Source organism: Spongiactinospora rosea (assembly GCF_003315795.1).
GTDB lineage: Bacteria > Actinomycetota > Actinomycetes > Streptosporangiales > Streptosporangiaceae > Spongiactinospora > Spongiactinospora rosea.
Genome location: NZ_QMEY01000011.1, coordinates 252,710 through 268,255 on the forward strand (window position 1 = coordinate 252,710; position 15,546 = coordinate 268,255).

General features: G+C 70.2%; 15 protein-coding genes and 1 riboswitch. Of the genes, 5 read left to right on the forward strand and 10 right to left on the reverse strand.

Translation table 11 applies throughout. The features are described from left to right. Positions 1 to 9: 9 nt before the first annotated feature. Positions 10 to 924 (reverse strand): carbohydrate ABC transporter permease, encoded by a 915-nt coding sequence (locus DP939_RS24930; RefSeq protein WP_113983171.1) that lies wholly within the window; start codon positions 922 to 924, stop codon positions 10 to 12. Positions 925 to 926: 2 nt separating this feature from the next. Beyond that, positions 927 to 2,375 carry an N-acetylglucosamine/diacetylchitobiose ABC transporter substrate-binding protein gene (ngcE, locus tag DP939_RS24935; RefSeq protein WP_113983172.1) on the reverse strand — a complete coding sequence of 483 codons (1,449 nt, stop codon included), beginning with the start codon at positions 2,373 to 2,375 and terminating at the stop codon, positions 927 to 929. 209 nt (positions 2,376 to 2,584) lie between these two features. Between ngcE and DP939_RS24940 the strand changes: the two genes are divergently transcribed. Then, a complete protein-coding gene (locus DP939_RS24940) occupies positions 2,585 to 3,211 on the forward strand; it encodes a TetR/AcrR family transcriptional regulator (RefSeq protein ID WP_113983173.1) in 627 nt (208 codons plus the stop codon). Further along, positions 3,208 to 4,320, forward strand: coding sequence for an acyltransferase family protein (locus tag DP939_RS24945; RefSeq protein WP_113983174.1), 1,113 nt, complete (start codon positions 3,208 to 3,210; stop codon positions 4,318 to 4,320). The genes DP939_RS24940 and DP939_RS24945 overlap by 4 nt, the downstream gene beginning before the upstream one ends. Before the next feature lie 9 nt (positions 4,321 to 4,329). Here DP939_RS24945 and DP939_RS24950 read toward each other — a convergent pair whose 3' ends face one another. After that, on the reverse strand, positions 4,330 to 5,280 hold the full coding sequence (locus tag DP939_RS24950; protein WP_199565392.1) for a zinc metalloprotease: 951 nt from the start codon (positions 5,278 to 5,280) through the stop codon (positions 4,330 to 4,332). 229 nt (positions 5,281 to 5,509) lie between these two features. On the opposite strand from DP939_RS24950, the gene DP939_RS24955 reads away from it, so the two are divergent. Further along, positions 5,510 to 6,724: a DUF4032 domain-containing protein gene (locus tag DP939_RS24955; protein ID WP_199565393.1), complete on the forward strand. Its 1,215-nt coding sequence runs from the start codon at positions 5,510 to 5,512 to the stop codon at positions 6,722 to 6,724. A gap of 19 nt (positions 6,725 to 6,743) precedes the next feature. Here the strand turns inward: DP939_RS24955 and DP939_RS24960 are convergent, their stop codons facing one another. Then, on the reverse strand, positions 6,744 to 7,628 hold the full coding sequence (locus tag DP939_RS24960; RefSeq protein WP_113983175.1) for an alpha/beta fold hydrolase: 885 nt from the start codon (positions 7,626 to 7,628) through the stop codon (positions 6,744 to 6,746). A gap of 243 nt (positions 7,629 to 7,871) precedes the next feature. Beyond that, a complete protein-coding gene (locus DP939_RS47100) occupies positions 7,872 to 8,759 on the reverse strand; it encodes a hypothetical protein (RefSeq protein ID WP_199565394.1) in 888 nt (295 codons plus the stop codon). A gap of 368 nt (positions 8,760 to 9,127) precedes the next feature. Continuing rightward, positions 9,128 to 9,291: riboswitch (cyclic di-AMP (ydaO/yuaA leader) on the reverse strand. A 216-nt stretch (positions 9,292 to 9,507) separates the two neighbouring features. Between DP939_RS47100 and DP939_RS24970 the strand changes: the two genes are divergently transcribed. Further along, positions 9,508 to 10,023 (forward strand): universal stress protein, encoded by a 516-nt coding sequence (locus DP939_RS24970; RefSeq protein WP_158578681.1) that lies wholly within the window; start codon positions 9,508 to 9,510, stop codon positions 10,021 to 10,023. Positions 10,024 to 10,038: 15 nt separating this feature from the next. On the opposite strand, the gene DP939_RS24975 is transcribed toward DP939_RS24970, so the two are convergent. Both DP939_RS24975 and DP939_RS24980 read right to left on the reverse strand, forming a co-directional pair. Further along, positions 10,039 to 10,806: a nuclease-related domain-containing protein gene (locus DP939_RS24975; RefSeq protein ID WP_113983177.1), complete on the reverse strand. Its 768-nt coding sequence runs from the start codon at positions 10,804 to 10,806 to the stop codon at positions 10,039 to 10,041. A gap of 159 nt (positions 10,807 to 10,965) precedes the next feature. Beyond that, the gene (locus DP939_RS24980; RefSeq protein ID WP_225878478.1) at positions 10,966 to 11,646 is read right to left on the reverse strand and encodes a TetR/AcrR family transcriptional regulator; all 681 of its coding nucleotides are present in this window, start codon (positions 11,644 to 11,646) and stop codon (positions 10,966 to 10,968) included. Between the two features lie 55 nt (positions 11,647 to 11,701). On the opposite strand from DP939_RS24980, the gene DP939_RS24985 reads away from it, so the two are divergent. After that, the gene (locus tag DP939_RS24985) at positions 11,702 to 12,916 is read left to right on the forward strand and encodes an FAD-dependent monooxygenase (protein WP_113983178.1); all 1,215 of its coding nucleotides are present in this window, start codon (positions 11,702 to 11,704) and stop codon (positions 12,914 to 12,916) included. Here DP939_RS24985 and DP939_RS24990 read toward each other — a convergent pair. The 3 genes from DP939_RS24990 to DP939_RS25000 form a co-directional block, all read right to left on the reverse strand. Beyond that, positions 12,849 to 13,694, reverse strand: coding sequence for a DMT family transporter (locus DP939_RS24990; protein WP_225878479.1), 846 nt, complete (start codon positions 13,692 to 13,694; stop codon positions 12,849 to 12,851). The two genes, DP939_RS24985 and DP939_RS24990, sit on opposite strands and share 68 nt — an antisense overlap. A gap of 150 nt (positions 13,695 to 13,844) precedes the next feature. Further along, the gene (locus DP939_RS24995; protein ID WP_113983180.1) at positions 13,845 to 14,207 is read right to left on the reverse strand and encodes a VOC family protein; all 363 of its coding nucleotides are present in this window, start codon (positions 14,205 to 14,207) and stop codon (positions 13,845 to 13,847) included. An 843-nt stretch (positions 14,208 to 15,050) separates the two neighbouring features. Then, a complete protein-coding gene (locus DP939_RS25000) occupies positions 15,051 to 15,266 on the reverse strand; it encodes a hypothetical protein (RefSeq protein WP_147268120.1) in 216 nt (71 codons plus the stop codon). Between the last annotated feature and the right edge of the window lie 280 nt (positions 15,267 to 15,546).

Genomic DNA, 15,546 nt, shown 5'->3' on the forward strand with positions numbered 1-15,546 from the left:
GGCCCCTTCTCACAACTCGATCCGCTCGCGCTTGGACACCCGCAGGGTCAGCGCGGCGAAGGTGATGGTCAGGAAGAACAGCGCCACTCCCATGGCCGAGGCGTAGCCGAAGTCGGAGTAGCTGAAGGCGGTCTTCCAGATCTCCAGGGGCAGCACGGTCGTGGAGTTGTCCGGGCCGCCGCGGTCCACCGAGAGGACCTGAACGAGCGCGAAGCCGTCGAACGCCGCGATGCCCAGGTACACCCAGCCCACCTGGAGGGTGTCCCACAGCAGCGGCAGCGTGATGCTGAAGAAGAGCCGGAACCGCCCGGCCCCGTCCAGCGCCGCGGCCTCGAAGACGTCCCGGGGGATCGCCGCCATCCCGGCAGAGAACAGGACGACATAGAAGCCGACCGCCTGCCACACCATCACCGCGATGATCGCCCAGAACGCGATGCTGGGCTCGGTCAGCCAGCCGACCGGCTCGACGCCGAGCCGGATCAGCACCCCGTTGATCACGCCGCTGTCGTCCGGGCGATACACCGCCTGGAACAGCACCCCGACCACGGCGACGGCCAGGACCTGAGGGAAGAAGAACACCACCCGGTAGAACTTCGACCCCCAGACCCCCGTCATCGTGCCCCCGCGCTGCCCGCCGCCCAGGTTGAGCAGGAAGGCGAACAGGAGGGAGATGCCGATGGTGAGCACCGGCAGCGCGACCAGCAGGACCCCGTGGTGCCGCAGCGCGGCCCAGAAGACCTCGTCGCCGAACATCGTCAGGAAGTTCTCGAAGCCCACGTAGTTCGGGCTCGCCGCCACCCCTCGCCAGTCGGTCAGCGCGATCTGGAACGCCTGGATGTACGGGCTGATCACGAAGACGAGGTAGAGGGCCACCGGCGCGATGAGGAACCCGGCGACGAACAGGTGGGCACGTAGCCGCGACATCCCTAGCTGGTCCGCGTCTGCTTGGTGATCCTCTTGTCCTTCTTGGTCTTGTCCGCCTCTTTCTGCATGTTCTCGGCGAACTGCTGCGCGGTGATCCGCCCGGCCATCACCGAGTTGGTCTGCGCCTGGGAGTAGTCGTACAGCTTCTTGTACCAGCCCTCGTAGCGGGCGTCGGTGATGACGTTCTGGCCCGCGGCGCCCTGCACGGCCGCGGCGCTCTTCAGGCCGGGCGGGAGGTCCACGCCGTCGGCGGCGCCGTTTACCACGGTGAGGTTCTTGGTCTCCTGGGTGAAGCCGCGCGCACCCTCCTGGGAGAGCATCACGCGCAGGTACTCCATGCCGCCCAGCGGGTTCTTGCCCTTGGCCGAGACGAAGAAGTTCTCACCCACGCCGACGAAGAAGGCCCCGGTCGGCATGACGTCGCCGCGGGTGATGTCGGGCAGCGCCATGACGGCGTACTCGAAGTCGTCCGGGATCTCCTTGGCCATCTCGTTCTCCACCCAGGAGCCGGTGGGGTAGAAGGCGACCTTGTTCTGGAGCTGCTTGAGCTGGGTCTGGGTGTGGTCCAGGCCGAAGTACGCCTTGTCGCCGAACTGCTTCTGCAGGTCCGCCCAGACCTGCACGGCCTTGATCACGGGGTCCTTGGTCCAGGCACCGTCGACCAGGTTGTCTATGTCGATGATCACCTGGTTGCCGCCGATCTTGGCGGCGGTGTAGAGGATGTTCCAGGTCTGGTAGAACGGCCCGACCTGGCCCGGGTAGGCGAACGGGGTGATCCCGGCCCCCTTGATCTGCTCGCACAGCGCCAGGAAGGCGTCCCAGTTGGTGGGCACCTCCCAGCCCTTCTCGGCGAACAGCTTGGCGTTGTACCAGAGCCCACGGTGCGACACGGTGTAGTTGAGCACGTGCGGCTTGCCCGCGACCAGGGCGTTGGTCAGCACGGCCGGAGTGATGGTGTCCTTGACCTTCTTGCCGGGGTCGTCGATCGACGGGGCCTCGAACAGCGCGGTGAGGTCGGCCAGGTGGCCTTCGGCCTGGAGGGCGGCCAGGTCCAGGGGGTCGGAGCCGGAGTTGTTGACCACGTCGGGGGCGTCGCCGCTGACGAACCTGGGCCGGAGCTGGGTGCCGATCCGCTGGGTGGCGGTGTGCTTGATGGCGGCCTGCGCGTACGTCTTCTTGTACAGCGGCTCGTGGATCTTGGTCGCGTAGGCGTCGGTGTAGCCACCGCTGAAGATCACCACTTCCAGGGGCGCGTCGGCCTTCACCGAGAAGGGGTTGGCCGCCGTGCCGGCTCCCCCGGAGGCCACCGGGGAGGGTGCCGACGAGGCACCGGAGCCGCTTCCGGCGGTGGCGCAGCCGGCGAGCAGTCCGGCACCGGGGCCGGCGACGAACGCGGTGAGTCCGATACGGCGCAGCACCTGGCGCCGGTTGAAGTCAGCGGAAGAGGACATCCGTGCTCCCGTGTTGGGGGGATGGAGGAATAGGAAAGTTTCCTAACCGTTTATGGGACGGTACGTATCCCCCGAGCCCAGCGTCAAGACCGCCCCTAGCGTCTCAACCGACCCGTGACCTCCCCGCCGCCATCCCGATTTCCTGCGCAGTGTCTGGCCGTGCGTGCTAGATTCTGGCCGAGCGGCCAGAAATCAGTACGAGGGGTCAGATGAGCGCGAGAGCGGCCGGGGGCGACAAGCAGTCGTTCATCGAGCAGGCCCGGCGGGCCCAGATCGTCGCCTCGGCGATCAAGGTCATCGCCGAGGCCGGATACGGGGGCGCGTCGCTGTCACTGATCGCCGAACACGCGGGGATCAGCAAAGGGGTCATCTCCTACCACTTCACCTCCAAAAGCGAGCTGATGGAGGAAGTGGTGCGGCGCATCCTGAAGGAGGTGGTGGAGTTCGTGGTGGACTCCGTCAAGGACGAGGCGTCGGCCACCGCCGTGCTGCGCGGGCAGATCCTCGCGGTGGCCGGGCACATGCGGGAGCGGCCCGCGGAGATCATGGCGCTGCACGAGATCTCCAGCAACATGCGCGCCCCCGACGGTTCCCTCCGTTACGGCATCGAGGCCGCCGAGGAGATCCTGCGGCTGCTGGAGGGGATCTACGAGATGGGCCACCACACGGGTGAGTTCCGCGAGTTCGACCGCCGGGTGATGGCCGTCACGCACAACGCCGCGGTGATCGACATGTTCGCCTACTGGGCCACCCACCCCGGCCACGACCTCGACGCGCACGCCGCCGAGCTGGCCGACATCTTCGTCCGGGCCACCCGTAAGGAGTCGCCGGCATGACCGTGCGCCCGCTTTTCAAAACCCGGCTCCACTACATCGACAACCTGCGCACCGCGCTGACCGTGCTCGTCGTACTGCACCACGTCGCGGTGACCTACGGCAACATCCCCGCCTGGTACCACTTCGAGCCGGCGCGAGACGCCTCCGGCGTGGCGCTCGACATCTTCGTGGCCGTCAACCAGGCGTTCTTCATGGGGTTCTTCTTCCTGATCGCCGGGATGTTCACCCCCGGCGCCCACGACCGCAAGGGCGGCAGGGGCTTCCTGCGCGACCGGCTGATCCGGCTCGGCATCCCGCTGCTGGTGTACCTGCTGGTGCTGCGCCCGCTGGCCGTCTTCGGGTCCTATGACGCGGTCGCCGCCGCGGCGGGGCGGACCGACCTGCCGTACTGGATGTTCTACCTGGTCACCTGGGATCCGGGGCCGATGTGGTTCGTCGAGGTGCTGCTGTTGTTCGCCGCGGTGTACGCCCTCTACCGGCGGCGCGCCTCCGGCCCTCCGGCTCCGGCCGCCACGCCCGCCCCGCCGCCGCTGCGGGCGGTCGTGTGGTTCACGGCGGGGCTTGCGGCGGTGACCTTCCTGTGGCGGCTGGTCGTGCCGGTCGGCCTCTACATCCCGGTGATCGGCCTGCCCACCCCGTCCCACCTGCCGCAGTACGCGGCGCTGTTCGCGGTCGGGGTGATGGCGCACCGGCGGGGCTGGGCGCAGGCGCTGCCGGCGCGGGCCCGGCGGGCGGGGTTCGCCGCGGCCGGGGTGTCCACTCTGCTGCTGCTCCCGGTCGTCGCGCTCGCGCCGCAGGGCGGCCTGGCGCAGACGCTGGCCCAGTCGGTCTGGGAGGCGGTCTTCGCGGTCGGCGTCATCGTCGGGTTGCTCACGCTCTTCCGCGACCGGTACGCCGGGCAGGGACGGGCGGCCGGTTTCCTGTCCGGCCACGCCTTCACCGTCTACATCATCCACCCGGTGGTGCTCGTCGCGATCAGCACCGCCGTCGCGGGGCTGCACGCCGCCGCGATCGTGAAGTTCGCCCTGGTGGCGGTGATCGCCCTGCCCGTCTGCTGGGGGCTCGCCTACCTGATCAAGTCCCTGCCGCACGCCGGCCGCGTACTGTGAACCGCCCCCTCACACCTTCTTCGTGACCTTGGCCCGGACGCCGGTCCGGGCCTTCTCGTGTGCCGCGGTGTCCACGAAGGAGGCCCGCGGGCCCGCCAGGCAGGCGTCCATCCGCGCGACCTGCCCCTTGGTGAACATGTAGCACCCGGCGTCCTCGGTGTAGTCCATGTAGTTCATGAACATGTCGCCGTCGGGGCCGTTGTCGCAGCTCACCTTGGGGAAGGCGGGCAGGCCGCGGTTGTGCCCGCCCTGGTTGGGGGTGTCGTCCACGTAGTCGGTGCCCGAACAGCCGGTCTCGTCGTCGCCCCAGATGTGGCGCAGGTTGAGCCAGTGGCCGATCTCGTGGGTCGCGGTGCGGCCCAGGTCGTACGGCGCCGCCGCGGTGCCGGTGGACCCGAACGCGCTGTGCAGGATCACCACCCCGTCGGTCTCGGGCGGCCCGCCGGGGAACTGCGCGTAGCCGAGGAACCCGGCCAGCTCGCACACCCACACGTTGAGGTAGCGGTCGGCGGGCCAGGCGTCCGCGCCGCCTTGGGCGGCGGACTTGACCATGTCGTCCGCGCCGAAGGAGTCGCGGGTGGTCTTCTTGCGGACGACCCCGGTGGTCGCCTTGCCCTGCGGGTCCTTGTCCGCGGGCTTGAACTCGATCTGGGCGTCGGCCACGAGGCCCTTCCAGACGGCGGGGACCTTGCCGGCGTCCGCGTTGGTCTTACGGAAGTCCTGGTTGAGGATCTCGATCTGGCTGTCGATCTGCTCCTGGCCGATGTTCTGCTCGTCCGTGCGGTACACGACGTGGACGACGACGGGGATCGTCACCACCTCCCGCCGCGCGGGCGCGCGGCCGGTCTTCCTGGCGAGCGTGTCGTTCTCGATCGCGGCCAGCGCGACGGCATAGCCGGGCCTGCTCGCCAGCATCCGGTGGTGGACCGGCATCGTGGCGCAGGGCTCGTACCCGGGCATCGGGACGCTCCTTTCCGTTCGATTACGAACAGCGATTTTCGCTAACCGAACGTAGCCATAACCGGTGACCAGCGATAAGAACACCCGGCAAGGTGCCAACCATGACAACTGGGGGTGAGTGTTGCTTGTCCTTCGCGACAGCGCCGCCGTACCGTCGGATGATCGTGACATACGGGGGACTACCCTCCTCCGAGGAAAGAACTGGACATCTCCCCCAAGGAGCGATGGGTTGCCCCTGCAGATGACGGGCGCGCCGAGCGATCCCGACCTCATCCGCCTGCCGTGGGACCTCCCCCTCGCGCAGTGGCCCGAGCACCACCTGGTCACGCTGCCGCGCGGCATCTCCCGGCACGTCGTACGGTTCGTCCGGCTGTCCGGCAACGTGTACGCGATCAAGGAGATCAGCGAGCGGTACGCCAAGGCCGAGTACCGCCTGTTGTGGGACCTCAACCGGCTGGACACGCCCTCGGTGGAACCCGTCGCCGTGGTCACCGGCCGCACCGGCCACGACGGCGAGCCGCTGGACTCCGCGCTGGTCACCAGGCACCTGCAGTTCTCCCTGCCCTACCGGGCGGTCATGTCGGGCACGCTGCGCCCGGAGACCCTGATCCGGCTGCTGGACGCGCTGGCCGTCCTGCTGGTGCGGCTGCACCTCACGGGCTTCTTCTGGGGCGACTGCTCGCTGTCGAACACGCTGTTCCGCAGGGACGCCGGGGCCTTCGCCGCGTACCTGGTGGACGCCGAGACCGGCGAGCTGCACCCGATGCTCAGCGACGGGCAGCGCGCGCACGACATCGACATCGCGCACACCAACATCTTCGGCGAGCTGCTGGACCTTGAGGCCGGCGGGCTGCTGCACGGCTCGATCGACCCGGAGGAGACCGCCGGACAGATCTGCGACCGCTACACGCGCCTGTGGGACGAGCTGACCCAGGACGAGATCATCGAGGAGGTCGACTGGCACCGGGTGGAGCACCGCATCCGGCGGCTGAACTCGCTCGGCTTCGACGTGGCCGAGATGATGGTGCGCCGCAAGTCCGGCACCGGGCGGCTGATCGTACGGCCCAAGGTCGTGGACGCCGGGCACCACCAGCGCCGGCTGATCCGGCTGACCGGCCTGGACGTCGAGGAGAACCAGGCCAGGCGGCTGCTCAACGACCTCGACGCCTTCCGGGTGCAAAGCGGCCTGCGGCACGAGGAGGAGGCGATCGTCGCGCACCGCTGGCTGGCCGAGGTGTTCCAGCCCACGATCGAGGCGATCCCGCGCGAGCTGCGCGGCAAGCTGGAGCCCGCCCAGCTGTTCCACGAGGTGCTGGACCACCGGTGGTTCCGCTCGGAGGGGGCCGGGCACGACGTCGGCCTGCCCGCGGCGGTGGATTCCTACGTGCGCGACGTGCTGGTGTTCAAGCCCGACGAGAAGGCGGTCATCCAGGAGGCCCCGTGAGCGCGGCGGGCTGCCGGGGTCAGGCCGCGCGTTCGGTCTCCGCCGCCTCGGTCAGCCGGGTGATCGCCGAGACGATCGTCTCCCACAGCGGGTAGGGCAGGTCGTGGCCCATCCCGGGGAATACGCGCAGCCGCGCGCCCGGGATCGCCTCGGCGGTGGCCAGGCCGCCCGGCAACTGAATGAGCTGGTCGTCGCGGCCGTGGACGACCAGCGTGGGCACCGACAGGCGGGCGAGCCCCGGCCTGCGGTCCGGCGAGGCGAGGATCGCCGCGAACTGCCGGGTCGAGCCCGCCGGATCGCCCGAACGGTCGTACGCGATCCCGGCCAGGCGGCGGATGCGCTCCCGGTCGAGGGGGTAACCGGGCGAACCGATCACGCTCCACACCTCAAGGGCGCGCACCACGGCGTCGTCGCGGTCGGTCGCGGGCGGGGCCAGCAGCGCGCCGATGGCCGCGTCGGTCGGCGGGCCGACACCGGCCGCCGGGGTGGACATGATCGAGGTGAGGCTGCGCACCCGGGAGGGATGGCCGATGGCCAGCGCCTGGGCGATCATGCCGCCCATCGACGCGCCGACCACGTGGCAGCTTCGCCAGCCGAGCGCGTCCATCAGCCCGGCGGCGTCGGCGGCCATGTCCTCGATCAGGTACGGCGCGGACGCCCTGCCCGCCAGCACAGCGCCCAGATCGGGCGCCCCGGCTCCGGTCAGATGAGTGGAGAGTCCCACATCGCGGTTGTCGAAGCGGACGACGTGATGGCCGCACTCGGCGAGCATCGCGCAGAGGTCGTCGTCCCAGAAGATCATCTGGGTGGCCAGGCCCATGATCAGCAGCAGCGGCCGGCCGCGCGGAGATCCGAAGCTCTCGTAGGCGATCTCGATGCCATTGGCTGAGGCGCACTGGCTCATGCAGAGCAGAATCCCATTCGGTTCGCGGGCATGGCAAGGGCGGGCGTCCTCAGAGGGGGTACGAGGACGCCCGCCCTTACCCGGTCACGTCGTCGAAGGGAGGGGCGACGTGACCGCACGGTCACCGCGGGTGAATTCGGCGACCACCGTAGCGGCCGCGCAGGGGCGACGACCACCAGGGGGACTTTCGGCTCCGGCCAGGGGATCAGGCCGTGAATCGGACGGGTGGATCAGGCGGGTGGATCAAGCGGAGTCGTCGGACAGCAGCCTGCGGACGCGGTTGCGACCGGCGACCAGACCGGCGCCCGCGGCGCCGAGTCCGGCCAGCAGGGCCAGGTTGGCCGGGGCCGGGGCCACGGTGTCCGCGCCGGCCACGGTCCGCCCGGACTCGGCCGCCGCGGGCTGGACGCTCGCGTCCCGGTTCGCCTGGGCGGCGTCCGCGGCCGGGAGCCGGTGGTACGGCGCGGCGCCGGCCACCGAGAGGGGCGAGCCGGTCACGGCCGGGCCCTCGGGCTTGCGCGCGGGCTTCGGCGGGACCACGTTCAGCTCGCGGGTCTCCTCCTGCTTGGGCGGCTCGGCCGGGTTGGGGTCGCGCTTGCTCCACGCGCCCGTGGAGAAGGCGACCGGGTAGTTCTTCTTGCCGGGGCCCTTGCCCCACTTGGTGATCGTGTACTCGACGTTGATGTGGCCGCGCCCGCCGTTGCCGACGACCATCAGCGTGTTCGGGTTGAACGTGCCGCCGGTGAGGTCGGCGAAGGTCTTGGCGTCGATGTCGAGCATGATGCCCCTGTTGGAGGGCACGCCGGGGCCGCGGTCGCCGATGAAGAACTCGGCCTTCTTACCGCCGAAGGTGACGTATCCCTCGGTGCCGAGGGGCCAGCTCGGGCTGGCGAACATGCCCTTCTCCATGGGCTTGCCGATGGCCGGCAGCCCGGTGTCCCCGGCGCGGCCGGAGGCGTCGTCCCAGAAGTAGGACGCCTTGGTGGAGCCCTGCAGCAGGATCTGGTCGGGGGTCTCGGTCGCGTGGGCGGCGGGGGCGCCCGCGCCGATGGCGGCGCCGGCGGTGAGTACGAATCCTAGGAGGGTGGAGGCCAGAATGCGGTTCGGGCGCAGGCCAAAGGAAACGTTCATCAAGAAATGGGGCTCTTTCGTGAGACGACAAGGGGGAGGCCGCGTTGCTCACTCGGCAACGGCGCGGCCACGCGCGTCCAGGAAGAGGTAAGGGGAAAGAGTCGCGCGGGCAGATCGCCACGCGGGACGCGCGTTCGGCAAAGTCCGCCACGGCATAGGTGGCGTCGATCGTCAGCGAATTCTTGCCGGCCGGATCATCGAACCGAGACGCCAGGTGCTCGAACCGATGTTCGGCCTCGTCCGGCTCAGCCGGTGGCCCCCAGCGGGGGAACACCCGTGCGTGCGGGCGTCTGAACCGAAAGCGGTCTCGTGGACCTCGGGGAAGCCAACCTCATAGAAGGCGTGTCGGGGTGGGGGTGACCCACGTCTTCTCCTCTCCATCTCGCCTACCGGGTTAGCTGTCGGGTTCGGACGTGGAGATGCCCTACCGCCGCGTGGGCGGATTCACCCCAAGGGCCGTGCGGCCCCGCTGATTGGGTCCCCGGCTCCCGGAGGGCCTTGCGGCCGCTTCGGGACTCGGCGTTCGTCCGTGCTCCTCAGCCCTGAAGAGCACCATTAGGTTGATAACAAAACTGGACTCTAGTGGCCATCCTGGGGCAAAGCAAACAAATCACCACGATTCAGTCAGAAGATCTACCTTCACCACTGAACAGGCGGTTCTGCCCCCAGACCTGATCATTCAGGGATTTAGCACCTGGTTTCCCGGCGCTTTGACCACTCCTCACCCGCGTCCGCTAATGCTCGAACAGTGAGCCAGAAGACATCCCAGCCGCGCATCGTCGTGGGCTTCAGCCGCTCGTCGGCCTCGATCGCGGCCCTGCTCTGGGCGCTCGGCGAGGCGGCACTCCGCGAGGCCGTGGTCTCCCCCGTACACGCATGGCAGTGGTCCGGGGAGTCCCGGGCGTCCTACGCGCCGATGGGCACCTGGCGATGTCGCGACGACGAACTCGCCGCCGTACGGCGGGAGATCGTCCGGGCGGTCGCCGAACTGACCCCCCGGCCGCTGCTGCCACCGGCCCCGGTCATCGACCAGGGGCCCGCCGTACAGGTGCTGCTGCGGCACGCCGAGACGGCCGATCTGCTCGTCCTCGGCAGCCGGCCCTACGACCCGGACTCCCCCGCCCCGATGGGGGCGGTGCTGGCCGCCTGCGTACCGCGCTCGGCGTGCCCGGTCGTGGTGGTGACGCCCGGCAGGGTGGCCCCGCCGCGGCAGGCACGGCCGGCGGCGCTGGCGCTGTCCGGCAGGCCACCGGGCGTCACATGAGCGCCGGGGCGCGGATCAGGTGATCCTGTGCAGCTCCCTGGCCGCCGTCCTGGCCAGGGTCTCCACCTGCTCGTCGGACAGCGCGCCGGTCGCCCGCGAGCGGATGAACCGCGGGATGCGCCGGGGCCGCAGCAGCGTCAGCCGCTCGGCCGAGACGATGCCACCGCGCGGCATGCTGCCGCCGTAGACGGCCAGCAGCGCCTCGATGGTGACCGGGATACCGGACTTCTCGGTGAGCACGGTGGCCAGCCGCTCGGCCGCCTGGTTCAGCCCGTCGGCCATCTTGGTGCCGTACTTCTCGCCGAAGAACAGCCGCCCGCCGTACTGGGCCAGCTCGGTCTCGGGGCCGAACGCCTCGTTGTCCACGATCCACACGCCGCCGGGGCCGATCAGCAGGTGGTCGATGGACGCCTCACCGCGCACGGCGCGGCCGTTCAGCACCTTGTAGCCCTCCTTGGTGAGGCGGCGGCGCAGGATGCGCCCGGTGAGCACCTCGCCCTTGCGTTTGCCGCGCCAGACGGCGGTGCGCTCGTGCGCGTACCACGCCACCACCGCGTCGGCCACCGCGACGATCACCGCGACCGCGATGCCGAACAGGACGGGCTGCGGGATCGAGAAGCGGGCCGCGAGCGCGAGCCCGGCGGCCAGGCCGACGGCGGCCTTGACCGCGCGCATCCTCCTGCGCTCGCCGATCCCCTCGACCCAGAACTTCTCGTACATCTGCTGCGGTGACGCGCCGGTGAACTTGTCGTCCTGTGGCACGTAGATGGATCCGCCTGGCATGTCCCTCGCCGCTTCCCGACTCAGTGAATCGTCGAAACCACCTGCATTTGGGCATGGACGAGCGATCTGCCACATCGAAGACCCTCGCCAAAAGGTTGGATTCCCCTGTGGAAGTCCCGGAATCCTAGGGGTGATGGTAATCGACCGGCCGCGCCAGGGTCAGGGCCCCCTCCGGCCGCCGTCTTCTTCCAGGCGCTCGCCGAGCATCCCGGACAGCAGTTCGTGCAGCGCCGCCCGCAGCTCCTCCACGGTGTACTTGCCTCCGGCCCCGGCCACGGCGTCGAAGAGCAGGCCGTCCGTGAACGCCACGAGCCGGGCGCCCTGGCGTACCGGATCGGCCGCGCCGACGGCGGCGAGCAGACCGGCCGCGGTCTCCCGCAGCCGCCCGCCGATCCGGTCGTAGATGACCCGCAGCTCGGGCCTGCGGGTGGCCTCCAGGGCGAGCTCGTAGCGGGCCAGGGTGCGCTCGCGGCCCTCGCCGAGCTGCGCGTACACGATGCGCGCCACCATGTCGGCGAGCCCGCGCGGATCGGCGGGCGGCTCGCTCAGCTCCCTCACATAGACGGCGGCCTCGAGCATGGTCAGGCGTTCCAGGGTCAGCTCCAGCAGGGCGGCGCGGGTGCGGGCCAGGTTGGAGGTCGATCCGGGCGGGAGGCTCGCGGCCTCGTCGACCGCCCGGTGGGTGAGGCCGCGCATGCCGCGCTCGACCAGGAGCGCGATGGCCGTGTCGGCGACGCGCGTGGCACGCGGGCTGCTGGGGCCGGTCATGTCCCTGGAGTCGGCCGCGTCCCTGGAGTCGGCCACGTCGCTGGAGTCGGCCACGTCCCTGGAGTCGGTCACGGCCCCATACTACATGTGTAGTAATCTGTACTACAGGTGTAGTTGAGGAGGCGCGATGCGTGCGATAGTGATCGGTGGTGGGATCGGCGGGCTGACCGCTGCGGTCGCGCTGACCCGGCGGGGCTGGTCGGTGACGGTGCTGGAACAGGCTCCCGTGCTGGAGCCGGTGGGCGCGGGGATCGCGGTGTCGGCAAACGCGCTCTACGCGCTCGACTCCATCGGGGCGGGCGCGGCTGTACGGCGGCTGGCCTCCATCCAGGGCGACGCGGGCATCCGCCGGCGTGACGGCAAATGGCTCACCCGCACCAGCGAGGCCCAGGCCAGGGAACGCTACGGGGCCTCGATCGTGGTCCTGCTGCGGGCCACGCTGGTCGGCATCCTGGTCGATCTGCTGCCCGAGGGCGCGCTCCGGCTCGGTACGGCCGTCATCGGCATCGACGCCGACACCGGCACGGTCACCACCGACACGGGCGAACTGTCGGCCGACCTGGTCGTCGCCGCCGACGGCATCCACTCCCTCGCCAGGCGGACGCTCTTTCCCGCCCACCCCGGCCCAGTCTACGCGGGCGTGACGGCTTGGCGGCTGGTCACCCGGCGTCCCGAGATGGACTTCGGGGCCACCGAGTCATGGGGGGCGGGGCTCGCGTTCGGGGTGACGCCGCTGGCCGGCGACCTGGTGTACTGCTACGCCAGCGACACCGTGCCCGCGGGCGGCTCGGCGGCGGACGGCTCGGCGGACGGCTCGGCGGGCGGCGAGAAGGCCGAGCTGATCCGGTTGTTCGGCGGCTGGCACGACCCGATCCCGCAGATCCTGCGCAACGTCGAGCCCGCCGCGATCCTGCGCCACGACCTCTACTCGCTGGACGAGCCGCTGCCCGCCTTCCACCGCGGCAAGGTGGCGCTGCTCGGCGACGCGGCGCACGCCATGACGCCCAACCTCGGCCAGGGCGGCTGCCAGGCCATGGAGGACGCGGTCGTCCTGGCCGGGCTGGCCGACCGGCCCGGCGGCCTGGCCGCCTACACCGCGGCCCGGCGGCCCAGGACCACCAGGATCGTGGCCCGCTCCCGGGCGATCGGGCGGCTGACCCGGCTGCGCAACCCGCTCGCCGTGGCGCTGCGCGACACCTCGATGCTGCTGGGCGACCGGTTCACCCGGTCGTTCATGCTGCGTCGGCTCGACGACGTACTGGGCTGGCGCCCGCCTACCCCACCGGAGCCGGAGCGGGCGCCGCGGGCACCTGATGGTGGTGGTCCGGCGACAGACGGCTGAGCGTGACCGTGCCCGCCACCAGCACCGCGGCGGCGATCAGGGCGGGTACGGCGGTGCCCGCCTCGGTCGGCAGCGGCTCACCGAGCAGCACCGCCCCCGCCAGCACCGACGTGATCGGGTCCACCACCTGAACCCCGGCGTAGGCGACCCCGAAATAGCCCACCGCGTAGGACTTCTGCAACAACACCACGGCGCAGCAGAGCAGCACCGGGATGGCCACCGAGTACCACGTCAGCAGGTTGGCCAGGTCGCCTTCCAGGCCCCCGCCCACGACCCGCACGAAGGTGGACACGCTGGCCGTCACCGCGCCCGCCCCCACCGCGTGCAGCAGCGCCTTCGCCGGCCCGGCGGCCCGGCGCGCCGCCAGCAGGCAGACCAGCACGATCACGCCCACACAGGCCAGGAACCCGAACGCGCCACGGTCGCTCAGCACCGGCCGCGACGCCTCGTGCGGGACCAGCAGCATCAGGCCGAGCAGCCCGCCCGCGACCGCGATGGAACCGAGGATCTCGGCCCGGTGCGGCCGCCTGCCGTACATCATGGCGGCCAGCGGCACCGCGAAGACCAGCGTCGCCACACTGACCGGCTGAATCGCGACCAGCGGCGCCAGCGAAAGGGCCACCGCGTGCAGGCACGCGCCGGTGAAGCCGATCGCTCCGCCGACCCACCAGCGGACGCTCTTGGCCAGCTTCAGCGTCGCGCCGTCACGCACCGCCTCGAACTGCTGCAGCGCCGCGCCCAGCGCGTATCCGAGCGCCCCGACCAGTGCGATCGACACGCCTGCCCACGTCATCGGCTCCCGCCCGCGGGTGCGGCGGGCGCGGGCATGGGAAAGGCATGGCGTCGCAAGAGCATTCCCCAAGCTTAGGGACTCTTGAACGCGCTCATTCCCACTTCCGTCTTACGTGCGGCCCAACGGCGTCGAAATTCAGGCGTTCCGCTCGGGACAGACATCGAACAGATGGCCTTCGGGGTCGGCCAGCACGACCCAGTCCGTACTGGGCTGGAAGTCCGGCTTGCTGGCCCCGAGGGCGACGTACTCCTCCACGGCCTTGGCCACATCGGGCACCCGCACATCGATGTGGAACTGCTTGCCGGGGCCGGGCCAGGCGGCGGGGGTACGCTCGGGCACCCGCTGGAAGTAGATCGAGGTCGTACCGTCACCGATACCGGCGTACTCGTCCTCGGCGTACTGCACCTCGAACCCGAGGATCTCGGCATAGAACTCGGCGAGCCGCCTCGGCTCCGCACAGTCAATGGTGAAGGCGATCAGTTTCGCAGTCGTCGTCATGCCTCAGACCCTGCCCCCCATACCTGCCACCCTCCGTCAGGTATCCCCAAGACATCCAACCGCCCCAGGAGATATTCCATAGTCCTCCTGCCCCCCACCCCTGCCACCTCAGCCGATATCCCGCGCCCCACCGCCCCACCGCTCCCAATCGCCGTCGCTTCGCTCAGCCCTGTTTCCCATGTCGGGCTCCGCCCGACGCTCGTGCCACCGGCAAGTCCGTAACCCGCTTCCCACCAGTTCCCCACCCCGCCAACCTGGCCACTCACACCCCACCGAACGCCCCCCGGCAGGCATATCCCTCACCCCATGCCGATACACCCACTGGCATCCCCCGTCGCCATCAGCCCATATCCCACACTCCTCCGTCCCGACCACTCCCAATCGCCTTCGCTTCGCTCAGCCCTGTTTCCTGTGTCGGGCTCCGCCCGACGCTCGCGCCACCAGCAAGTCCATAACTCGCGTCCCACCAGCCCACCGACCTCACCCACCCGGCCACGAGCCACACCGCCCCGAACCCCCTGACGGGCCTACCTGCCGCCCCGTACCACGTGAACCCACAGACATTCGTGACCATCGTTTTCGCCTTGCTCAGCCACGCCTCCCGCGTTGGGCTCCGCCCGACCCTGCGCCATCAAGAAGCCCGTAACCGGCAGCCCACCGGCTCACCGATTTCGCCGACCTGTCCATGAGCCACGCCATGGCGGGAGCGCCCGCAAAGATCAGCCCGCCTCGGCGTCTGCGATCACGCGTACCTCGAACTGGGGCAACGCCTAGGAGTCCGGAGGCCGTACGTCCCCGTCGGCCACGCGCTGCTGACGAGAGGGCCGATGCCCGACGCGTTCCTCAGAGAGCGAGCATGGCTTCGCGCAAGTGGTCGTCAATGTCTCCAACGAACCCCTCTGACCGCCACGGCTGAAGGCGTCTGCGAACCTCCGCGATGCGGGCGGTCGGCACCCGGGCCCGGGTGGCACCGGCCACGTCGATGCACTGGTGCAGTACGTCGGAAGCCGCCTCGGGGCTGCCCATCTGCAGCCGCGCCAAGGCCAGGTCGGCGGCCACGATCGCACGCTGAACGGCCTGACGGGGATGGGTCGTTGAGTCGGCCTGGGGCGCGGTGCCGGCGTTGCCGCCGGTCCGTTTCCCCAGACCGCTCGCCGAACCCGGCGTGCCCATCTCTGAGCACCGGGCTCTCCACGGCATCTGCCGTCAGGCGGGGCCGGACAAAGTCCAGGGGCCGCGGATCGAGTAACCCCGATAGCGGTAACGCCTCACCGATACCGCCCGCAGATCGAACAACTCGATCCCATCCGCCGAGGGTCTGCGCCACCGGCCGGTAGAG